Below are 20913 nucleotides of genomic sequence, written 5' to 3' on the forward strand. Positions count from 1 at the left end.
GCATACCCCCTTGCCGATGCGGAAGTCCCTGCTCATGTTGCGGTGCAGCATAAGCATTTGGAGACGTGCCGGCCATGACGATGATCCGAAAGCTGTGGAACCGTGTGTGCGGCAAGGCGACGCCTGTGCCGCCCGCCTGCCCTGCGGAACCGTTGGAACTGTCGGGGCCGGACCCTCTTCTGGCCCTGCCGCCGCCCAGGCCAACGCTGGCGCTGGCCTTGCAGGGCGGCGGTGCGCATGGCGCCTTCACCTGGGGCGTGCTCGACCGGCTGCTGGAGGAGGACATCCGGCTGGTCGGGGTCAGCGGGGCCAGCGCCGGGGCGATGAACGCCGCCATGCTGGCCCAGGGCTGGGCACGCGGTGGATGCAGTGGGGCGCGGGCCGAACTGGCGACTTTCTGGGAGCGGGTCAGCGCCGCCGGGCGGCTGGGGCCGATCCGGCCGAGCGTGACCGACCGGCTGCTCGGCCGCTGGAATGTCGATCACGCGCCGGGAACCCATATGGTCGATTGGGCACGGCGCTGGGTCAGCCCCTATCGGACCCAATCGGCGGATTTCCACCCGCTGCGCGGCCTGCTGGCCGAGATGGTCGAACCGGAGCTGATCCGGCGGAGCGGGCTGCGGCTGTTCGTCAGCGCCACCACTGTGCGGACCGGAGCCCTGCGGCTGTTCGACGAGACGGAGCTGGAGGTCGATCACCTGCTGGCCTCGGCTTGCCTGCCCAGCCTGTTCCGCGCGGTGCGGATCGACGGCCAGGATTATTGGGATGGCGGCTATCTCGCCAACCCGCCGCTGTCGCCGCTGGCGGCGGCCTGTCCCGGCGCAGACCTGCTGGTGGTGACGATCAACCCCTTCACCTGCGCCACCACGCCGGAGGATCCGGCCGGCATCGCCGCCCGCCTCAACCAGATCACCTTCAACGCCGCCCTGTTGCAGGAGATGCGCTGCCTGTCCGCCCGCGGCGACGCCCCGCGCCTGCACATGATCGGCGCCGACGAGCATCTCCAGGATCTGGGGCTCTATTCAAAGCTGATGACCGACTGGAGCTTCCTGAACTGGCTGCGCGACGCCGGGCGCGAGGCGGCGGGGCGCTGGGTCGAGGAGAACATGCGGGCCGTCGGCGTCGGCAGTTCGGTGCGGACCCCGGCCCTGGCCTGACCCTCACTCTGCCGGATGCTGTTGGGCGTCTGGATCGCTGTGGGCGAACCAGCGTTTCATCCGGCGCGACAGCCCGTCGAGATAGGTCAGCGCCACCGGCACCACCAGCAGCGTCAGGATGGTGGAGGACAACAACCCGCCGATCACCGCATGGGCCATCGGCGCGCGCTGCTGCGCCCCCTCGCCGATGCCGAGCGCCAGCGGCAGCATGCCGAAGATCATCGCGGCGGTGGTCATCACGATGGGGCGCAGGCGGATGATGCCGGCCTCGACCAGCGCGTCGTGCAGGCCGGCGCCGCGCTTGCGCGCCTGATTGGCGAAATCGACCAGCAGGATGGCGTTCTTGGTCACCAGCCCCATCAGCATGATGAAGCCGATGGCGCTGAAGATGTTCAGCGTCGATCCCGCCGCCAGCAGCCCCAGGAAGACGCCGACCAGCGACAGCGGCAGCGAGGCCATGATGGCGAGCGGTTGCAGGAAGCTGCCGAACTGCGAGGCGAGGATCAGGTAGATCAGGATGACGGCAAGCGCCAGGGCCTGCATGGCATAGCCGCTGGTCTCGGCGATGTCCTTGGTCGAGCCGCCGAAGACGATGCGGTAGCCCGGCGGCAGCTCGATCTTGGCCAGCGCCGCCTGGAGGTCGCGGCCGGCATCGCCGGCGGCGCGGCCCTGGACGTTGGCCTGGACATTCACCTCGCGCTGCAAATCGCGCCGGTTGATCTGCGAGGCGCCGAGCGTCGTCACCACCTCCGCCACCTGGGACAGCGGGATCATGCGCGGCGTGCCGTTGGCATCGACCCCGCCGGAGAAATAAATGCGGTCGAGGTCGGCGCGGCCGGCGCGGTCGCCTTCGGGCAGGCGGACCAGCACGTCGTAGCTCTCGCCGTCCGGCGCCTTCCAGCTCGACACCGTGTCGCCGGCGAACAGCGGGCGCAGTGTGTCGGCCACCTTGGCGGTGCCGATGCCGAGATCGCTGGCGAGGTCGCGCTCCAGCCGGACCGCCAGCGTCGGCTTGGCCGCCTTCAGCGTGCTGTCGACATCGACGAAGCCGGGGATGGCGCGCATGGCGCCGATCACGGTCTGCGACAGCCGGTCCAGCTCGGCGATGTCGCGGCCCTGGACCGAAACCTGGATTCTGCTTCTGCACGCCGCCGACGCCGGGGATGGCGATGCCGATGGTGACGCCGGGGATCGCCGACAGACGTTGCCGCAGCAGCGGGGCCAGGTCGTTGGGCGAGCGCTTGCGCTGGTCGATGGGGGTGTAGCGCAGATAGATGCTGCCGCGGTTGTGGCCGATGGAGACCCCGGTGTTGACCGTGCTGTAGGTGTAGGCGATCTCCGGGAACTCGCGGATCGCCGCCTCGACTTGGCGGGTCTTGGCGGTGGTGGTGGCGAGCGACGAGCCGACGGGGGATTCCACCTCGACGATCTGCTCGCCGAGGTCGGCGGCGGGGACGAACTCCACGCCGATGCGCGGCACCAGCAGGAAGCTGCCGAAGAAGATCGCCAGCGCCACGATCACGACAATCCAGCGCCGGCGCAGGCCCCAGCGCAGCAGCCGGCCATAGCCGTGCGAGAGCGCATCGAAGCCTCGCCCGAACCAGGCGGCGAAGCGGCCGAAGATCGAGCGGCCATGGCGGCCGTGGGCGGCCGGGTCGTACCAGATGCTGGACAGCATGGGGTCGAGCGTGAAGGACACGAACAGCGAGATCAGCACCGCCGCCGAGACGGTGATGCCGAATTGCAGGAAGAAGCGGCCGATGATGCCGCCCATGAAGGCGACCGGCAGGAACACCGCGACGATGGTCAGCGTGGTCGCCAGCACCGCGAGCCCGATCTCTGCCGTGCCGTCGAGTGCCGCCTGACGGTGGCCCTGGCCGCGGGCGAGGTGGCGCATGATGTTCTCGCGCACGACGATGGCGTCGTCGATCAGGATGCCGATGGCGAGCGACAGCGCCATCAGCGTCATCATGTTCAGCGTGAAGCCCATGGCGGCCAGCATGCCGAAGGTGCCGAGCACGGCAACCGGCAGGGTCAGCGCGGTGATGACCGTGCTGCGCCAGGACCCCAGGAACACCATGACGATCAGGATGGTCAGGATGCCGCCCTCGACCAGCGTCTCCTGCACGTTGCTGAGCGAGTTGGTGATGCCGCGGGAGCTGTCGCGCACCACCGCCAGCGTCACGTCCGCCGGCAGCGAGCCGTTGGTCCGCAGATCCTGGATCGCCCCATGCAGGCCGCGGGCGACCTCCACCGTGTTGGCGCCCTGGACCTTCACCACATCGACCGCCAGCGCCGGGTTGCCGTTCAGCAGGGCGGCCGAATCCTGCTCCTCCTGCCCGTCGATCACCTCGGCGACCTGGGAGAGGCGCACCGGGCTGCCGCCGCGCCGCGCGACGATTAGGTCCAGCAGGTCGCGCGGGTTGCGCACGCGCCCCTCCACCTGCACCACCCGCTCCCGTCCCTGGCCGGAGACGGTGCCGGCGGGCACGTCCTGGTTCTCGCTGGTGACGGTAGCGATCACCTCGTCGACGCCGACGTTGAGTGCTTCCAGCTTTTCCGGCTTCAGGCGGATCAGGATCTGCCGCTTGACCCCGCCGGCGATGGTGGCCTTGCCGACGCCGCGGACATTCTGCAAGCGCTTCAGGATGATCTGGTCGGTCAGCGTGGTGAGGTCGCGCAAGGACCGCAGGTCGGAGGTGACGGCGATGGACAGGATCGGCTGGTCGTCCGGGTTGAAGCGGGTGATCTGCGGATCCTTCACCTCGTCGCGGAAGCTGGCGCGGATGGCCGAGACCTTCTCGCGCACGTCCTGCAACGCCTGGACCGACGAGGTCTTCAGGTCGAACTCGGCGATCACCACCGACTGCCCCTCGTAGGAGCGCGAAGTCAGCGTCTTGATGCCGGCGATGGTGTTGATCGCATCCTCGACGGGCCGTGTGATGTCGGTCTCCACCGTCTCCGGGCTGGCGCCGGGATAGGCGGTGCTGACCACCACCACCGGGAAATCGACGTCGGGAAACAGGTCGACGCCCAGCCGGTTGTAGGAGAAGAGGCCGAGCACCATCAGCGCCACCATCATCATGGTGGCGAAGACCGGGTTGTCGACGCTGATGCGGGTGATCGGCATGGCTGCTGGTCCGTCCGGGTCAGGTGCCGGCGATCGAGACGCTGCGTCCGGCGGTCAGGCCGGGCAGGTTGCCGGTGACGACGCGCTCGCCCGGCGCCAGGCCGTCCACCTGCACCAGATCGCCGCGCGCCCACAGCGCCACCCGCGTGACCGGGCGGCGCACGGTGCGGCCGTCCGCAATCGCCAGGACGAACTCGCCCTGCTCGTCGTGGCGGATGGCGACCGGCGGCACGGCGATGGCGCCCGCCGCCTGCGCCACCAGAACCTCGCCGCTGGCGAACATGCCGCCGCGCAGCGCGCCGTCGCGATTGTCGATGGTCACATAGACCGGGATGGCGCGCGATCCCGCCCGCGCCATCGGGTTGATGCGGGCGACGCTGCCGGCGAACTCCCGTTCGCCGAACCCCTCCACCCGCAGGCTGGCGGTCTGGCCGACGGCGAGCCGGGCCACCTGCTCCGCCGGGACGGTCGCCTCGACCTCGACCCGCGACAGGTCGACCACGGTGAACATGGCGGCATTCACCGCCAGATTTTCCCCGGGATTGACGGTGCGGGTGGCGACCATGCCGTCGATGGGGCTGAGCACCACCGCGTCGCGCAAGGCCTTGCGCGCCAGTTCCACCTGCGCCGCCAGTGCGTCGACCTGGGCGCGCTGGAAGCCGAAGCTGCTTTCGGCCTGATCCAGGCTGGTGTCCGAGACGATGTTGCTGGCGGTTCAGCGTGCGGTTCTTGGTCAGCGTCTTTTCGGCCAGCACCAGCTGAGCCCGCGCGCCCTCCAGGTTGGCCTGCTTCTCATTGAGGCGGGCGGTCAGCTCCACCGTGTCGAAGCGGGCCAGCATTTCGCCGCGGCGGACCGCCTGCCCCTCGCGCACCGCCACCTCGGCCAGACGGGCGGCGACCTCCGCCTTCACCGCCGACTGTTCCATCGGCGAGACGGAGCCGCTGAGCCGGACCGTCTCCGCCAGCGCGCGCGGGGCGACGGCCGTGACCTCAAGCGCGGTCAGCTCCACCGGGCGCTCCGCCGCCTGGCCGGCCGGGGTGGGGGAGGGAGGGGCCGGATTGCGGGCGCGCCACAGGGCAATACCGCCGCCTGCCGCAAGAAGAACCAGCAGGATCGCCAGCAGCCGGCCGAAGCGCCGGGGCTTGCGGGGCGGGGCGTCTTCCTGCGGCGGGGACGGCATCTGCGGCTGCGGTGTCTGCTGGGCCGGCGGGAAGGTCCGTTGGGGGGCGGTCATGATCGTCGATCCAGTTCGGCCGAGCCTGTCCGATCGGAACGGCATCGGTTGAGGGGGCGGCCGGCGCCCTCCATTAGGGGTGGCGTGGATGTTCCGTCAAGGTTCCCGTTGTCGCGCCTTGTGACGGCATGGTGATGTCCGGACGGAGAGAGAAGATAGGCATAGGGACATTTGCCCAAAATCCTAATTGCCGACCTCTTCACAAGGGATAAAGCGGGCATTTTTGAGGCATCTTCGGGACAGGATTCAAGAAACGGCCGTGATGTCGCTTGACAGGCGTGGGCTATACATTGAAAAGCGATCCATCTTTTGTCCCGCCTGCGCCAACAGCACGGAAATCCCCTCGTGGTCAAACGAAACCTCGCGACGATCCACGCCGCCGGAGCACTGCTGTGCCTTGCCCTCGGTCTGGCCGGCTGCGCCTCCGACGCGCCGCAGGTGCAGACGGCTCCGCCGGTCGAATCCGCTGCCTATGTCCCGGATCCGAACGATCCGCTGTCCCGCTGGGTCCCGCACATCCGCGAGGCTTCCCAGCGGTACGACATGCCGGAGAAATGCGATCCGCGCGGTGATGATGCGCGAGAGCAACGGCCGGGCGACGACCAACAGCGGCAAGGTGCTGACCAGCTCCGCCGGGGCCATCGGCCTGATGCAGGTGATGCCCGGCACCTACGAGCTGATGCGGGCCAAGTATGGACTAGGGTCCGATCCCTCAGACCCGCACGAGAACATCATGGCCGGCACCGCCTACTTGCGCGAGATGTACGACCTGTTCGGCGCCCCCGGTTTCCTGGCCGCCTACAATTGCGGCCCGGCCTGCTACGCCCAGCATCTGGCCGGCAAGCAGCGGCTGCCGCGCGAGACGAAGATGTATCTGGCGGCGCTGACCCCGGTGCTGCGCGGCACCGGCCCGCGCGAACCGTCGCTGGCGGCCGGCGCCTCGGCCATCGAGGTCGCGGTGGTGCCGGACGACGCGCCGAAGCCGCGCGGCGGCCAGACGGCGTCCACGCAGCGGACGGAACCGGCGCCGGTCGTCGTCGCCTCCGCCGCTCCGGAAACCCGCGCGCCCGAATCCCGCGCTGTCGAGCCGCGGCGGATGGAGCCGCGCCCGGCCGAGCCGAAGCTCGCAGAACCGGCGCCCGCTCCGGCACCGGCTCCGGTGGTGGTGGCGTCGCTGCCCGAACCCGCGCCCGCTCCCGTCCCGGCTCCCGCCCCCGCGGTGGCTCCGGCAAGGCCGGTGCAGGTCGCCAGCCTCGACCCGGCGCCCGCACCGACGCACCGCGTCAGCCCGCAATTCACCACCCAGGTCGCCGAGGCGCTGTTGCCGCCGCAGTCGGTCGGCAAGGGTGAGCGCGTTGTGATGCGCTTTGTTTCCCAGCGCGCCGACGGCTGCGGCAGCCTCGCCGGCCGCGACCGCGCCTGCGTCGCACTGGCCGACGTGCGTTGACGGCATAGGGCTGCGCGGTCCTGTTCCCCCGCTGTGGGGAGCGGGGCCGCCGCTGTCCCCAGGTCCAGCGTGAGCGGAGCTATTTTTTCGCACTCTTGCGGTCCGATTTGATCCGCATCACTTACGGATCGCCTCGCCACTGGCATAACGGTGAGATGGACCGGTCCGAACACACATCCAGCCCATACCCTCCCTGCGCCTGTTGCGGCGAAGAGGTGCTGCTCGGCGAACCCATGTACTGGACGCCGGAGCGTCCGGGCCATGTCTGGCACGACCTGTGCGCGCAGAGGGAAGGCCTGCTTCCCGCCACCCCCAAGCCAGCCCGCGGCAAGCGGCGCAGCCCCAGGACGCAGACGGTCGAATCGCTGTTTTGAGCGACATCTGGGCAGGCAAAAGAAAAGGGGCGGTTTCCCGCCCCTTTGTCTTTCACCGGCAAAGCGTTTCCACTCGCCTCATTCCCACTCGATGGTCCCCGGCGGCTTCGACGTGATGTCGTAGACGACGCGGTTGACGCCGCGGACCTCGTTGACGATGCGGTTGGACACGCGCGCCAGGAAGTCGTGGGGGAAGGGGTACCAGTCGGCGGTCATGCCGTCGGTGGAGGTCACCGCGCGCAGGGCCAGCACATGGTCGTAGGTGCGGCCGTCGCCCATCACGCCGACGGTGCGGACCGGCAGCAGCACGGCGAAGGCCTGCCAGATCGCGTCGTAGAGGCCGGCGTTGCGGATTTCCTCCAGATAGACCGTATCGGCCTTGCGCAGGATCTCCAGCTTCTCCGGGGTGATCTCGCCGGGGACGCGGATGGCGAGGCCCGGGCCGGGGAAGGGGTGGCGGCCGATGAAGGCCGGCGGCAGGCCGAGTTCACGGCCCAAGGCACGGACCTCGTCCTTGAACAGTTCGCGCAGCGGCTCGACCAGCTTGAGCTTCATCCGCTCCGGCAGGCCGCCGACATTGTGGTGCGACTTGATGGTGACCGACGGGCCGCCGGTGAAGGAGACGCTCTCGATCACGTCGGGGTAGAGCGTGCCCTGGGCCAGGAACTCCGCACCGCCGACCTTCGCGCTCTCCTCGTCGAAGACCTCGATGAACAGGCCGCCGATGATTTTGCGCTTCTGCTCCGGATCGGTGACGCCGGCCAGCTTGCCCAGGAACAGGTCGGCCGCCTCGCGGTGGACCAGCGGGATGTTGTAGTGGTCGCGGAACAGCCGCACGACCTCTTCCGACTCGCCGGCGCGCATCAGGCCGGTGTCGACGAAGATGCAGGTCAGCTGGTCGCCGATGGCCTCATGGATCAGCACGGCCGCGACCGACGAATCGACGCCGCCCGACAGGCCACAGATCACCTTGCCGGTGCCGACCTGGGCGCGGATCTTCTCGATGGCCTGTTGCTTGAAGGCGGCCATCGTCCAGTCGCCCTCGATGCCGGCGACGCGGTGGACGAAGTTCGCCAGCAGCTGGGCGCCGTGCGGGGTGTGGACCACCTCCGGGTGGAACTGCACGCCGTAGATGCGGCGCTGGTCGTCGGCGATGGCGGCGAAGGGCGCGCCGTCGCTGACCGCCACGGCGCGGAAGCCGGGCGGCAGCGCGGTGACGCGGTCGCCGTGGCTCATCCACACCTGTTCCTTCGACCCGACCTCCCACAGCCCGTCGAACAGGGCGCAGGGCTCCTTGATCTCGATGAAGGCGCGGCCGAACTCGCGGTGGTCGGAGCCGGACACGGTGCCGCCCAGCTGGTGGCACATCGTCTGCTGGCCGTAGCAGATGCCGAGCACCGGGACCTTCAGGTCGAACACGGCCTGCGGGGCGCGCGGGCCGTTCGCCTCGGTGACCGAGGCCGGGCTGCCCGACAGGATGATCGCCTTCGGGTCATACTCGCGGATGCGCTCGTCGCTCATGCCGAAGGGGTGGATTTCGCAATAGACACCGCTCTCGCGCACACGGCGGGCGATGAGCTGGGTCACCTGCGACCCGAAATCGAGAATGAGGACCCGTTCGGCTGAAAGCGAGGCGGCGGAAAGGGAGGCGGCGCTGGACATCGGCGAATCCTGATGCGTGGGGACTCAAGTCCCCTCACTACCGCACCTCCGGCCCCGCCGACAAGCGTGCAAGCGGCGTCAGGTCGCGCCAGCCATAGGCGATTTCCACCAGATCGCTGCCGGCGAAGCGGATCGGCCGCTCCGCCACCTTGATTCCGCCCAACCTTTCGTAGAACCAGCGCGACGGGTTGTCGCGCAGGCACCAGACCGCCGCGGACCGGATGCCGGCGGCCAGGAAACGGTCGGCCATCGCCGCCATCAGCCGCCGACCGATGCCGTAACCCTTTGCGTCATCTAGCAAATAAAGCGCGTGGAACTCACCCGCATGCCCTTCCACCGTGACCCGCCGCGTGCCGAAGGAGGCGATGCCGACGATGGTGCCGGGACCGGCGATCCGGCCGGTGACATCCACCGCGACGAAGGCGCCCTGGCCGGGGCCGCGCGTCTCGGCGATGGCTGCCCAGCGCTGGGCGGCGGCCGGTTCGGACAGGTTGACCAGGAACTGCGCCGGGATCAGCCCGGGATAGGTGGAGCGCCAGCTTTGCACATGGACGCGGGCCATGCCGGCGGCGTCCGACCCGCGTGCCTGGCGGATTGCGAGCGTGGTGTCCGTCATCGACCGACCCTCCCGTGCAGCCTCTCTCCAACAGTTTGGAGTGCCCGCGCAGGAAGTCCAGATGGAAAAGGAGGGAGACGCACGACGCCGTCGATAGGCCTGCGGGCGACCGGCTTCGGCTCCGACCGAGGCTTCGGCCTCGGCTCCGGTTGTCATCGCGGCGCAACAGAGGTAAACAGCGGGACTTGTTCCGGCGGGGGCCCGCACCGATCCTTGATCGGGCGGGGCCGCGCCAGTCCGTCCCAGGTGCCATGGCGGCGCCGCGGGCGGGGCTCCGGAGACCGGACACCGCATGTATTCCTCGCCTACGCTTTCCCGCTACATCGGCCGGCAGTTCGTCGTGTGGTTCTGCCTGCTGATGGTGATCCTGCTCGCCATCGTGCTGCTGCTGGACACGGTGGAGCTTCTGCGCCGCGCCGGCACCAAGCCCCACGTCACCTTCGGGCTGGTGGTGGAGATGGCGCTGCTGAAGCTGCCGGAGATCGGGCAGCAGATCTTCCCCTTCGTCGTCCTGTTCGCGGGCATGTTCACCTTCTGGCGGCTGACGCGCAGCGCCGAGCTGGTGGTCGCCCGCGCGGTCGGCGTGTCGGCCTGGCAGTTCCTGATGCCGGTGATGTTCGCCGCCGCCGCCATCGGCGTGGTGAAGGTGACGCTGATCAACCCGGTCGGCGCCGTGTTCATCGCCAAGTACGAGCAGCTGCAGGACCGCTATCTCAAGCTCCAGTCCAGCACGCTGAACATCTCGCGCTCCGGCCTGTGGCTGCGCCAGACCAACGAGAACGAGCAGTTCTTCATCCATTCGGAGCTGGTGAACCCGGTGACCTTCGAGCTGTCGAACGTCATCGTCTTCCTGTTCGACGCCGACCAGAATTATCTGGGCCGCGTCGATGCGCCGAGCGCCGTGCTGAAGGACCGCAAGTGGGAATTGCAGGAGGCGATCCTGAACCGGGCCAAGAAGGACCCGGAGAAGCTGGACAGCTACACCATCCCGACCGAGCTGGACATGGCGACCATCGAGGAGAGCTTCGCCCCGCCGGAAACCATCTCCTTCTGGGAGCTGCCGCGCTTCATCCACACGCTGGAGACAACCGGTTTCCCGGCCGTGCGCCACCGGCTGCATTACCAGTCGCTGCTGGCCCAGCCCTTCCTGTTCCTGGCGATGGTGCTGTTCGCCGCCGCCTTCTCGCTGCGGCTGCCGCGTCGCGGCGGCACCATGGCGATGGTCACCGGCGGCGTGCTGACCGGCTTCGTGCTGTTCGTGATGACCGACGTGGTCCGCACCTTCGGAATGTCGGAAACCATTCCCATCCTCATGGCCGCCTGGAGTCCTGCCGGCATCAGCCTGCTGTTGGGCATCGCCGCCCTTCTGCATCTGGAAGACGGCTGACGGGACGGCTGCCGGGAGGGGGTGCTGGGACGGGACGCCGGGAAGGGACGGGGGTGGGACCATTCGCCGCAAAGCGGGCGGTTATCGCCATCGGTCATAATTCCGCCCACTTGGTTTAGCACTGGATTGCAGGGTCCGATTCCGTTTGCCAGGGGCACCGGCCCCACCGTAATAACGGGCGACCCGTTTTTGGAGCTTGAGCAGCATGTCGAGTTTGCGAGCCGTCCGGACCACCGTCGCCGTGGCGACCGCCTGTGCGCTTCTGGCCATGCCCGCCGTGGCGCAGTCCAGCAAGGCTGCCGCCGGTGCCGCCGCGCCGCGGACGGGGGACGAGAGCACGCGTCAGGCCCGCGCGCCGGGGTCGGAAGGCATCGCTGCGGTGGTGAATGACGAGGTCGTTTCGGTTTCGGACGTCAATGCCCGCATCCGCATGGCGCTGCTGAACGCCGGCGCCGCCGCCAATCCGGAAACGACCAAGCGGCTGATGCCGCAGGTGATGCGCCTGCTGATCGACGAGCGCCTGCAGATGCAGGAGGCCAAGCGCCAGGGCGTCACCGTCTCGGCGTCGGAGATCGACGACGCCGTCAAGCGCATCGCCGAGCAGAACCGCATGAACGGCCAGCAGCTTCAGGAGATGCTGAAGCGCCAGAACGTGCCGTACTCCACCCTGAAGGACCAGATCCGCGCCCTGCTCGCCTGGCAGAAGGTGATGCAGCGCCGCATCCGCCAGGAGGTCGTGGTCGGCGAGGACGAGGTCGACGCCGCGATGGAGCGGCTGAAGGCCAACATCGGCAAGCCCGAATATCTGGTCGCCGAGATCTTCCTGGCAGTGGACAGCCCCGACCAGGACGACGAGGTGCGCCGCAACGCCGAGCGTCTGGTGGAAGAGGTGAAGCGCGGCGGCAATTTCGCCGCACTCGCCCGCCAGTTCTCGCAGTCGGCCGGCGCCGCGTCGGGCGGCGACCTCGGCTGGGTGCGCAGCGGCGAACTGTCGTCGGAGGTGGACAAGGCGCTGTCGGGCATGCGCGGCGGCCAGCTGTCGGCGCCGGTCCGCACGGCGACCGGCTACCACATCCTGCTGGTGCGCGGCCAGCGGCCGTTCGGCAGCAGCGGCGGCGAGGTGCCGATGCCGGTCGCCCGTCCGGCGGCTCCCCGTCCGCAGCCGCGGCCGGACGTGGCCAAGGCCACGGTCAACATGAAGCAGATCATCCTCCCGATCGAGTCCAAGGAGCAGGCCAAGTCCGTCAAGGAACAGGCCGAGAAGCTGCGCAAGTCGATCAAGAGCTGCGCCGATTTCCAGGCCCGCGCCAAGGAGACCGGCATGCCGGAATCGGGCGACATGGGCACCATGCGGGTGAAGGACATGGCCCCCGGCCTGCAGAACCTCGCGCTCGGCATCCCGCTCGGCCAGGCCAGCCCGGTGCTGATGAGCCCGGCCGCCGCGGTGATCCTGATCGTCTGCAAGCGTGACATGCCGATGATCCAGCCGCCGCCGGAAGCCCAGCCGGCTCCGCCGCCGCCGCCGGCCCCGACCCCGGTTCAGGAAGCCAAGCTGCCCGGCCGCGACGAGATCGAGCGCGAACTGGTCAGCGAGCGGGCGGAACTGCTGTCGCGCCGGTACCTGCGCGACCTGCGCCGCACCGCCTTCATCGAGACCCGCCTGTGACCGCCGCCCCGCCGAACGACCTGCCGCTGGCCCTGACCATGGGGGAGCCGGCCGGCGTCGGCGGGGAGATCGGGCTGAAGGCGTGGCTGGCCCGCGACGAGGCCGGCCTGCGCCCCTTCGTCGTGCTGGACGATCCCGCGAGGCTGGCCGCGCTGGCGGCCTCGCTCGGGCTGCCGGTGCCGGTGCAGGCCGTCTCGTCTCCGCAGGAGGGGGCGGCGATCTTCGGCCGTGCCCTGCCGGTCCTGCCGGTCGCGCTCGGCAACCCGGTCGTCGCCGGCCGGCCCGATCCGGCCAATGGTGCCGCGGTGATCGCCAGCATCGACCGTGCCGTGGCGCTGCTGCAGGGTGGGCAGGCCGCGGCCGTTGTCACCAACCCGATCCAGAAATCGTCTCTCTATGCCGCCGGTTTTCGCCATCCCGGCCACACCGAATATCTGGCCCACCTCGCCGGGCTGGCCGGCGAGCCGATCATGATGCTGGCGGCGGCCGATCTGCGGGTGGTGCCGGTGACCATCCATGTGTCGGTGCGCGACGCGGTGAACCAGCTGACCGCCGACGCCATCGTCCATGCCGGCCGGGTCACCGCGGCGTCGCTGGCGCGCGACTTCGGCATCGACCGTCCGCGGTTGGCCGTCGCCGGCCTCAACCCGCATGCGGGGGAGGGCGGGGCGATGGGGCGTGAGGAGATCGACATCATCGAGCCCGCCATCGCGACGCTGCGCGCCGACGGCATCGACGTGTCCGGGCCGCGCCCGCCCGACACCATGTTCCATGCCGCCGCCCGCCGTGGATATGACGCGGCGCTGTGCATGTACCACGATCAGGCGCTGATCCCGGTGAAGACGGTGGATTTCGACAGCGGCGTGAACATCACGCTGGGCCTGCCCTTCGTCCGCACCTCTCCCGACCATGGGACGGCGCTGGACATTGCGGGCACTGGCAGGGCCAATGCGACCAGCCTGATCGCGGCGCTGAAGACGGCCGACCGGATGGCGCGGAACCGGCAGCGGACAGCCGGCCCCTGAGGTCGAAGTTCTCCAAACGAAAAAGGAGCGCCCGATGCGCTCCTTTTTTCATGCCGTCTGCTTTCGTTGCTTTCCGACCCGTGCCGTAAGCCTGGCCGTCAGCCCCGGTCATCGGGATCGTACATGGTCGGCCCGCCCTGCTGGTCATGGTGGGAGGGCATCTGATCGCGGTGATGGTGGGTGCGGGCGATGAAGGGTGCCAGCTCCTGCAACTCGATGAAGTTGTCGGCCTGCCGCCGCAACTCGTCGGCGACCATCGGCGGCTGCGAGCGGACGGTGCTGACGACGCTGATGCGGACGCCCTTGCGCTGCACGGCCTCCACCAGCCGGCGGAAGTCGCCGTCGCCGGAGAACAGCAGGATGTGGTCGACATGCTCGGCCATCTCCATCACGTCGATGGCCAGCTCGATGTCCATGTTGCCCTTGATCTTGCGCCGGCCCGATGCGTCGGTGAACTCCTTGGTCGGCTTGGTCACCATGGTGTAGCCGTTGTAGTCCAGCCAATCGACCAGCGGACGGATCGGGGAGTATTCCTGGTCCTCGACGAGGGCCGTGTAATAGAAGGCGCGCACAAGCCGGCCTTCCCCGGCGAAGCCGTCACGCAACCTTTTGTAATCAATATCGAAGCCGAGTGAACGCGCTGCGGCGTAGAGGTTGGCGCCATCGATAAAAAGTGCGAGACGCTCTTCTTTGTAAAACAACTTGCTGACATCACGCGGCAAAGTCGAATTTCGGTCCAATGCAAGGATCCTTCCATCGCTGCTTGTTGAAAATGTATTGGAACATGCGCAAAAGCTCGCGTTCCAATTTTGAAATCTAGTGTATTGCCGGCAGACATACAAGAGGCAGGGTTTGCCGACTGTTTCCAGGCATCGGGCCGGATAGATATTGAGATTGGACGGATGTGTTCCCCTGACGCAATGCAGCAGCGCTGTCGTTCGCGCTTGCACCTATCGGGCCACATCCATATAGTCTAGAGCCTCCTCTGAATCCGGAGTTCGTCTGGCATGGCCCGCGTTACCGTTGAAGATTGCGTCCTGAAGGTTCCGAACCGTTTCGAGCTGGTCATGATGGCTGCCCAGCGCGCCCGCGAAGTCGCGAGCGGCGCCCCGCTGTCGATCGACCGCGACAACGACAAGAATCCGGTCGTGGCGCTGCGCGAGATCGCGGACGAGACGGTGTCGCTGGAGTATCTGAAGAACGCCCTGATCAAGGGCCACCAGAAGCATGTTGAGCCGGACGAGCCCGAGGAAGAGATCGTCGAGCTGATGGCCGGCGAGAATGACTGGGCCGCCCGCGGCAACAACTCGCTGGGCGACGAAGACGGCATGAGCGAGAGCGACGGCGAAGAGCTGACCGAGGAAGACGACGTCGCCGCCGACATGGATGCGGAGCCGGGCGCCGGCTTCGCCATGACCGAGGATCCCGACGGAGACCTCTGATCCTGGACAACGACCGCAGGACCCGGAGGGGGCGCAACGCCCCCTCGCCGAACAAAAAACAGGAGGGCGTCCTGCTCTCCTTCGGTTCTTGCAGGACCGCCCTGAGAACCGCCACGAACACATTTGAGGCGCCGCGTGCGCCGGGTCGGGCCGCATGATCCGGCAGTACGAGCTTGTCGAGCGCGTCAAGGCGTATGATCCCTCCGCCGACGAGGATTCTGCTCAACCGTGCCTACGTCTTTTCGATGAAGGCGCACGGGTCGCAGACGCGCGCGTCTGGCGATCCCTACTTCCTCCACCCGCTGGAGGTCGCCGGCATCCTCACCCAGATGAAGCTGGACGCCGGCACCATCGCCACGGCGCTGCTTCACGACACGGTCGAGGACACCGTCGCCACGCTCGAAGACATCGAGCGGGTGTTCGGCAAGGAGATCGCCCGTCTGGTCGACGGCGTCACCAAGCTGTCGCGGCTGGAGCTGAACAGCGAGCAGGCCAAGCAGGCGGAGAATTTCCGCAAGCTGGTCATCGCCATGTCGGAGGACATCCGCGTCCTGCTGGTGAAGCTGGCCGACCGGCTTCACAACATGCGCACGCTGTTCCACCTGAAGAAGCCGGAAAAGCGCCGCCGCATCGCCCGCGAGACCATCGAGATCTTATTCGCCCTTGGCCGAACGCATCGGCATGCACAAGATCAAGGACGAGCTGGACGATCTTGCCTTCGCCGAACTGAACCCCGACGCGCGCGACAGCATACTGGCCCAGCTGGCCCGCCTGCGCAGCGAGGGCGAGAACCGCGTCCAGACCATCATCACCGAACTGCGCGAGCTGCTGGCCTCCGAAGGTCTGCCCGACGTGTCGGTGTCGGGGCGCGAGAAGTCGGCCTATTCGATCTGGCGCAAGCTCCAGCGCAAGAATGTCAGCTTCGAGCAGCTGTCCGACATCATGGCCTTCCGCATCACGGTCGGCTCGGTCGGTGAATGCTATCAGGCGCTGGGCATCGTGCACGCCCATTATCCGGTCGTGCCCGGGCGCTTCAAGGACTACATCTCCACGCCCAAGCCCAACGGCTACCGCAGCCTGCACACCGGCGTGATCGGTCCCGGCCGCAACCGGATCGAGGTGCAGATCCGCACCCAGGACATGCACGAGATCGCCGAGCTGGGCGTGGCCGCCCACTGGGCCTACAAGCAGGACCACCAGCCGCGCCCGACCGGCGGCGAATACCGCTGGCTGCGCGAGCTGCTGGACATCCTGGAGCATGCGCAGAAGCCGGAAGAGTTCCTGGAGCACACCAAGCTTGAGCTGTTCCAGGACCAGGTGTTCTGCTTCACGCCGAAGGGCGACCTGATCGCGCTGCCGCGCGGGGCGACGCCGGTCGACTTCGCCTATGCCGTGCACTCGCAGGTCGGCGACCATTGCGTCGGGGCGAAGATCAACGGCCGCATGTTGCCGCTGCGCACCCAGCTGCAGAACGGCGATCAGGTCGACATCGTCACGTCGAAGGCGCAGACGCCGGTTCCCGGCTGGGAGCGCTTCGTCGTCACCGGCAAGGCGCGCGCCCGCATCCGCAAGTTCCTGCGCACCCAGCAGCGCGCCCAGTATATGGAACTGGGCCGCGGCATGCTGATGCGGCAGTTCAAGTCGGAAGGCTACGAGTTCACCGAAAAGGCGCTGGAGGCCGCCACCAAGATCTTCCAGCAGCCGACGGTGGACGACCTGATGGCCGGTGTCGGCTCCGGCCTGCATTCGGTCCGCGAAGTCTTCCACGCCGTCTTCCCCGGCCACAAGGCCCAGACCGCTCCCGCCGTCCGCGAGCTGGAAGAGAGCGCGCCGAAGCCCAAGGCCAAGGCCCGCAAGGAATCGGCGCTGCCGATCCGCGGGCTGATCCCGGGCATGGCGGTCCATTACGCCCGCTGCTGCCACCCGCTGCCGGGCGACCGCATCGTCGGCATCGTCACCACCGGCAAGGGCGTGACGATCCACACCATCGATTGCGAGACGCTGGAAAGCTTCCATGAATCGCCGGAACGCTGGATCGACGTGTCGTGGGAGACCGGCCCGGATTCGCCGGAGGAGCATGTCGGCCGCATCAGCGTCGTCATCGCCAACGAACAGGGCTCGCTCGGCACGCTGTTCACGGTGATCGGCAAGAATCAGGGCAACGTCATCCATCAGAAGATCACGAACCGCAGCACCGATTATTTCGAGCTGCTGATCGACATCGACGTGAAGGATGCCAAGCACCTGACCAACATCATGGCCGCCCTGCGCGCCACCCCGGCCATCCATTCGGTGGAGCGGGCGCGGGGGCGGTGACGCTCCCGACGGCACGGAGCAGGGTCGCACCACAAAGACGCACCATGAAGGTGCGCGATGGGAGAACAGGACATGCGGCTCGCCAGGCTGCTCCTGCCGGTTTCGGTTGCTGCCGTCTGCCTGTCTCCACTTCATGGGGCCAGTGCGGACAACGGCGAGAGGTTGTTCGTGGAGAGATGCGCCATGTGCCACGGGACGGATGCGAAAGGCTCCGGTCCGTTGGCGCACAAGAGCAACCCTCCGACCCCCGATCTGACGACGGCGGCCTTCAGGAAGCGATTGGCGGACTATCCCGGCGTCATCGTGTCGTCGGTCATCCTGCGGCCAAACGGCGATCTGATCCCGAAGACACTGAAGGAGAACGGCTACCGGCTCCCGCCGCACGCCTGGACCGTCAAGGACTTCCGCGATCTGAACGACCACATGAACGGCCTGATCCAACGGTCGAAATAAGGACAATCCGCCGGGATCGCCGGTCCGGCCATTCGGTCGGGCAGGGGGCGGAGACGGTAAATTCCCTGTCATCCGCGATTGCGTCGGTCGGTTCGGCGTGACGGATGGCGGACGCACCGCTATATAGACGGAATCGCTCCCGCCCGTTCCGGCGGGCCGCGGCGCTTTGGAGTCCTTGCATGTCCCGTCCTCTCCGCCTCGGCGTGAACATCGACCATGTGGCGACCGTCCGCAACGCACGCGGCGGGGCGCATCCCGATCCGGTGCGCGCGGCGAAGCTGGCCATCGAGGCCGGTGCCGACGGGATCACCGCCCATCTGCGCGAGGACCGCCGCCACATCGTGGATCGCGACATCGAACGGCTGATGGCCGAGATCGACCGTCCGCTGAACTTCGAGATGGCGGCGACCGGCGAGATGCTGGGCATCGCGCTCCGCCACAAGCCGCACGCCGCCTGCCTCGTCCCGGAAAAGCGCACGGAGGTGACGACCGAGGGCGGGCTGGACGTGATCGGCCAGTACGACCATCTGGTCCGCCCGGTCGGCGAACTGGGTGCCGCCGGCATCCGCGTCTCGCTGTTCATCGATCCGGAGCCGGCGCAGCTCGACGCCGCCAAGCGCCTCGGCGCCCCGGTGGTGGAACTGCACACCGGCGCCTATTGCGACGCCCACAGCCCGGCGGAGCGCGAGGCGGAACTGGCGCGCATCGTCCGCGCCGCCGCCCATGCCGAGGCGATCGGGCTGGAATGCCATGCCGGCCACGGCCTGAGCTACGACACCGTCGGCCCCGTGGCGGCGATCCAGACCATCGTGGAGCTGAACATCGGCCATTTCCTGATCGGCGAGGCGATCTTCGTCGGGCTGACCAACTCCATCGCCCGCATGCGCAAGGCGATGGACAGGGCGCGCGCCGCCGGACTGCCGGCATGACGATATCCGGCACCATCCTCGGCATCGGCAACGACCTGATCGACATCCGGCGGGTCGAGAAGTCGCTGGAACGCTTCGGACAGCGCTTCATCGACCGCATCTTCACCGATGTCGAGCAGGCCAAGTCCGAGCGCCGCGCCGGCTCCGCCGCGAAGAACAACGCGCGGGCCTCCACCTACGCCAAGCGCTTCGCCGCCAAGGAGGCCTGTTCCAAGGCGCTGGGCACCGGCTTCCGCGACGGCGTCTTCTGGCGCGACATGGGGGTGGTCAACCTGCCGTCCGGCCAGCCGACGATGCGGTTGACCGGCGGCGCGCTGGCCCGGCTGGAGGCGATCACGCCGCCGGGCATGCGCGCGAAAATCCATGTGACGCTGACCGACGAATACCCGATGGCGGAAGCGTTCGTCGTCATCAGCGCCGAGCCTGTCCAGTCCGTCCCCAATTCGTCCACAACGCCCACCGAAACGGCGACCCCAGAATGACCTTTCAGAAAGAAACGGCGCCCACTGCCAAAGCCAAGGAATCCGGGTTCGCCGAAACCGTCAAGACGGTGATCTTCGCCGTGCTGATCGCCTTCGGCGTGCGGACCTTCGCCTTCGAGCCGTTCAACATCCCGTCGGGCTCGATGATCCCGACGCTGCTGATCGGCGATTACCTGTTCGTGTCGAAGTTCAGCTACGGCTACAGCAAATACACGGTCGGCTTCGGCCTGCCGCTGTTCGAGGGCCGCATCCTCGGCTCCGAGCCGGAGCGGGGCGACGTGGCGGTGTTCAAGCTGCCGCGCGACAACAAGACCGACTACATCAAGCGGGTGATCGGCCTGCCGGGCGACACCGTCCAGATGATCGGCGGCATCCTGCACATCAACGGCCAGCCGGTGAAGCGGGAGCGGATCGAGGATTACGTGACCACGGATTCGCTGGGCCGCAGCATCCGCACGGCGCAGTTCCTCGAAACGCTGCCCAACGGCCGCACCCACCGCATCATCGAGGAATCGGACAACGGCCCGCTCGACAACACGCCGGTGTTCAAGGTGCCGCCCGGCCATCTCTTCATGATGGGCGACAACCGCGACAACTCGCTCGACAGCCGCGTGCCGTCGCAGGTCGGGTTCGTCCCCATCGAAAACATGGTCGGCCGGGCCGAATTCCTGTTCTTCTCGCTCGACGAGGGCACGCGCTTCTACGAAATCTGGCGCTGGCCGGTCGACCTGCGCTTCAGCCGTCTGTTCAACGGAGTCCGGTAAGTGTCCACCGTCACCAAGGCGCCCGCCGATCCGGGCGCCGGCTCCGACATCCAGCCCGATGGCGCCGCCCGGTCCGCGGACGTCGCCAGCCTTGCGCAGGCGCTGGGGTATGAGTTTTCCGACCCGTCGCTCCTGCACGATGCCGTCACCCACCCCAGCCTGATGGGGCTGGAGCGGGTCGGCCGCAAGGGGCACAAGGGGCCGGGCATCGCCTATGAGCGGCTGGAGTTCCTGGGCGACCGCGTCGTCGGGCTGGTCGTCGCGCAATGGCTGCTCGAACGCTATCCGAACGAACGCGAGGGCGCGCTGGCCAAACGGCATGCCGCGCTGGTGCGCCGGGAATCGCTGGGCCGCGTCGCCGACGCCATCGGGCTGGGCGCCTATCTGCGCCTGTCGCCGGCGGAGGCGCAGAGCGGCGGGCGGGAGAACCGCACCATCCTGGGCGACGCCTGCGAAGCGGTGCTGGGCGCCATGTATCTCGATGGCGGGCTGGAGCCGGTGACGCGCTTCGTCCGCCAGGCTCTGGCCGGCGAGATCGACAAGGCGACGCCGCCGCCGCTGGACAGCAAGACGACGTTGCAGGAATGGGCGCAGGGCCGCGGCAAGCCGCTGCCACGCTATGAACAGATCGAACGCAGCGGCCCGGCGCACGAGCCGCTGTTCGTGGTTGCGGTGCATGTCGAGGGGATGGAGCCGGTCTCCGGTTCCGGCTCCTCGAAGCGCATCGCGGAAAAGAAGGCGGCCAGCGCGTTGCTGCGCCAGGTGGGAGTGCAAGTCGATGACTGACGGTCGCGACGACATCGACAAGACGAAGATCCAGCCCGGTTC

At 68.1% G+C, this 20913-nt stretch carries 17 protein-coding genes and 2 pseudogenes; 13 read left to right on the top strand and 6 right to left on the bottom strand.

All coding sequences use genetic code 11. From position 1 onward, the window contains the following. The first annotated feature begins 74 nt into the window (after positions 1-74). Positions 75-1157 (top strand): patatin-like phospholipase family protein, encoded by a 1083-nt coding sequence (locus ACWPN3_RS14970; RefSeq protein WP_492240336.1) that lies wholly within the window; start codon positions 75-77, stop codon positions 1155-1157. Between the two features lie 3 nt (positions 1158-1160). On the opposite strand, the gene ACWPN3_RS14975 is transcribed toward ACWPN3_RS14970, so the two are convergent. The 3 genes and pseudogenes from ACWPN3_RS14975 to ACWPN3_RS14985 form a co-directional block, all read right to left on the bottom strand. Then, positions 1161-2429: an efflux RND transporter permease subunit gene (locus ACWPN3_RS14975; RefSeq protein ID WP_492261879.1), complete on the bottom strand. Its 1269-nt coding sequence runs from the start codon at positions 2427-2429 to the stop codon at positions 1161-1163. After that, positions 2389-4287, bottom strand: a pseudogene (locus ACWPN3_RS14980) (efflux RND transporter permease subunit); the annotation flags it as partial. The gene ACWPN3_RS14975 and the pseudogene ACWPN3_RS14980, both read right to left, overlap by 41 nt. A gap of 19 nt (positions 4288-4306) precedes the next feature. Further along, positions 4307-4990: an efflux RND transporter periplasmic adaptor subunit gene (locus ACWPN3_RS14985; RefSeq protein ID WP_492261880.1), complete on the bottom strand. Its 684-nt coding sequence runs from the start codon at positions 4988-4990 to the stop codon at positions 4307-4309. 116 nt (positions 4991-5106) lie between these two features. On the opposite strand from ACWPN3_RS14985, the gene ACWPN3_RS14990 reads away from it, so the two are divergent. Together ACWPN3_RS14990 and ACWPN3_RS14995 are read left to right on the top strand one after the other, a co-directional pair. Next, a complete protein-coding gene (locus tag ACWPN3_RS14990) occupies positions 5107-5574 on the top strand; it encodes a hypothetical protein (RefSeq protein WP_492261542.1) in 468 nt (155 codons plus the stop codon). 519 nt (positions 5575-6093) lie between these two features. Beyond that, the gene (locus ACWPN3_RS14995) at positions 6094-6969 is read left to right on the top strand and encodes a lytic transglycosylase domain-containing protein (protein WP_492261543.1); all 876 of its coding nucleotides are present in this window, start codon (positions 6094-6096) and stop codon (positions 6967-6969) included. A gap of 452 nt (positions 6970-7421) precedes the next feature. Here ACWPN3_RS14995 and guaA read toward each other — a convergent pair whose 3' ends face one another. After that, entirely contained in the window at positions 7422-9005 is a 1584-nt protein-coding gene (gene guaA / locus ACWPN3_RS15000; protein WP_109451992.1) for a glutamine-hydrolyzing GMP synthase, read from the bottom strand. A 37-nt stretch (positions 9006-9042) separates the two neighbouring features. Continuing rightward, positions 9043-9621: a GNAT family N-acetyltransferase gene (locus ACWPN3_RS15005; protein ID WP_109451990.1), complete on the bottom strand. Its 579-nt coding sequence runs from the start codon at positions 9619-9621 to the stop codon at positions 9043-9045. A gap of 292 nt (positions 9622-9913) precedes the next feature. On the opposite strand from ACWPN3_RS15005, the gene lptG reads away from it, so the two are divergent. The 3 genes from lptG (at position 9914) to pdxA (ending at position 13699) form a co-directional block, all read left to right on the top strand. Beyond that, a complete protein-coding gene (gene lptG / locus ACWPN3_RS15010; protein WP_109047418.1) occupies positions 9914-11008 on the top strand; it encodes an LPS export ABC transporter permease LptG in 1095 nt (364 codons plus the stop codon). 205 nt (positions 11009-11213) lie between these two features. Continuing rightward, positions 11214-12674 carry a peptidylprolyl isomerase gene (locus ACWPN3_RS15015; protein ID WP_492240341.1) on the top strand — a complete coding sequence of 487 codons (1461 nt, stop codon included), beginning with the start codon at positions 11214-11216 and terminating at the stop codon, positions 12672-12674. Beyond that, a complete protein-coding gene (gene pdxA / locus ACWPN3_RS15020; protein WP_492240342.1) occupies positions 12671-13699 on the top strand; it encodes a 4-hydroxythreonine-4-phosphate dehydrogenase PdxA in 1029 nt (342 codons plus the stop codon). The genes ACWPN3_RS15015 and pdxA overlap by 4 nt, the downstream gene beginning before the upstream one ends. Before the next feature lie 98 nt (positions 13700-13797). Here the strand turns inward: pdxA and ACWPN3_RS15025 are convergent, their stop codons facing one another. After that, positions 13798-14400: a LabA-like NYN domain-containing protein gene (locus ACWPN3_RS15025; RefSeq protein ID WP_109453342.1), complete on the bottom strand. Its 603-nt coding sequence runs from the start codon at positions 14398-14400 to the stop codon at positions 13798-13800. Between the two features lie 306 nt (positions 14401-14706). On the opposite strand from ACWPN3_RS15025, the gene rpoZ reads away from it, so the two are divergent. The 7 genes and pseudogenes from rpoZ to rnc all read left to right on the top strand — a co-directional run bounded on the left by rpoZ (position 14707) and on the right by rnc (position 20871). Further along, the gene (gene rpoZ / locus ACWPN3_RS15030) at positions 14707-15141 is read left to right on the top strand and encodes a DNA-directed RNA polymerase subunit omega (RefSeq protein ID WP_098740113.1); all 435 of its coding nucleotides are present in this window, start codon (positions 14707-14709) and stop codon (positions 15139-15141) included. A 154-nt stretch (positions 15142-15295) separates the two neighbouring features. Then, a pseudogene (locus ACWPN3_RS15035) lies at positions 15296-17457 on the top strand (RelA/SpoT family protein). A 72-nt stretch (positions 17458-17529) separates the two neighbouring features. Next, positions 17530-17910 (top strand): c-type cytochrome, encoded by a 381-nt coding sequence (locus ACWPN3_RS15040; protein ID WP_492240344.1) that lies wholly within the window; start codon positions 17530-17532, stop codon positions 17908-17910. A gap of 179 nt (positions 17911-18089) precedes the next feature. Next, entirely contained in the window at positions 18090-18839 is a 750-nt protein-coding gene (locus tag ACWPN3_RS15045; protein WP_109451980.1) for a pyridoxine 5'-phosphate synthase, read from the top strand. Continuing rightward, positions 18836-19321, top strand: a complete 486-nt coding sequence (acpS, locus tag ACWPN3_RS15050) for a holo-ACP synthase (RefSeq protein ID WP_492240345.1) — start codon at positions 18836-18838, stop codon at positions 19319-19321. Before ACWPN3_RS15045 ends, acpS begins: the two co-directional genes overlap by 4 nt. Then, complete coding sequence (gene lepB / locus ACWPN3_RS15055) at positions 19318-20085, top strand: signal peptidase I (protein ID WP_109451976.1); 768 nt, start codon at positions 19318-19320, stop codon at positions 20083-20085. Before acpS ends, lepB begins: the two co-directional genes overlap by 4 nt. Beyond that, complete coding sequence (gene rnc, locus ACWPN3_RS15060) at positions 20086-20871, top strand: ribonuclease III (RefSeq protein ID WP_492240347.1); 786 nt, start codon at positions 20086-20088, stop codon at positions 20869-20871. Positions 20872-20913: the final 42 nt, after the last annotated feature.

The sequence above is a fragment of the Azospirillum sp. UENF 111221 genome (assembly GCF_058780625.1).

Coding starts and splice junctions, on each gene's coding strand:
- ACWPN3_RS14970 (WP_492240336.1), top strand. CDS start 75: ATGACGATGATCCGAAAGCTGTGGAACCGTGTGTGCGGCAAGGCGACG.
- ACWPN3_RS14995 (WP_492261543.1), top strand. CDS start 6,094: ATGATGCGCGAGAGCAACGGCCGGGCGACGACCAACAGCGGCAAGGTG.
- guaA (WP_109451992.1), bottom strand. CDS start 9,005: ATGTCCAGCGCCGCCTCCCTTTCCGCCGCCTCGCTTTCAGCCGAACGG.
- ACWPN3_RS15005 (WP_109451990.1), bottom strand. CDS start 9,621: ATGACGGACACCACGCTCGCAATCCGCCAGGCACGCGGGTCGGACGCC.
- lptG (WP_109047418.1), top strand. CDS start 9,914: ATGTATTCCTCGCCTACGCTTTCCCGCTACATCGGCCGGCAGTTCGTC.
- ACWPN3_RS15015 (WP_492240341.1), top strand. CDS start 11,214: ATGTCGAGTTTGCGAGCCGTCCGGACCACCGTCGCCGTGGCGACCGCC.
- rpoZ (WP_098740113.1), top strand. CDS start 14,707: ATGGCCCGCGTTACCGTTGAAGATTGCGTCCTGAAGGTTCCGAACCGT.
- ACWPN3_RS15040 (WP_492240344.1), top strand. CDS start 17,530: ATGCGGCTCGCCAGGCTGCTCCTGCCGGTTTCGGTTGCTGCCGTCTGC.
- ACWPN3_RS15045 (WP_109451980.1), top strand. CDS start 18,090: ATGTCCCGTCCTCTCCGCCTCGGCGTGAACATCGACCATGTGGCGACC.
- acpS (WP_492240345.1), top strand. CDS start 18,836: ATGACGATATCCGGCACCATCCTCGGCATCGGCAACGACCTGATCGAC.
- lepB (WP_109451976.1), top strand. CDS start 19,318: ATGACCTTTCAGAAAGAAACGGCGCCCACTGCCAAAGCCAAGGAATCC.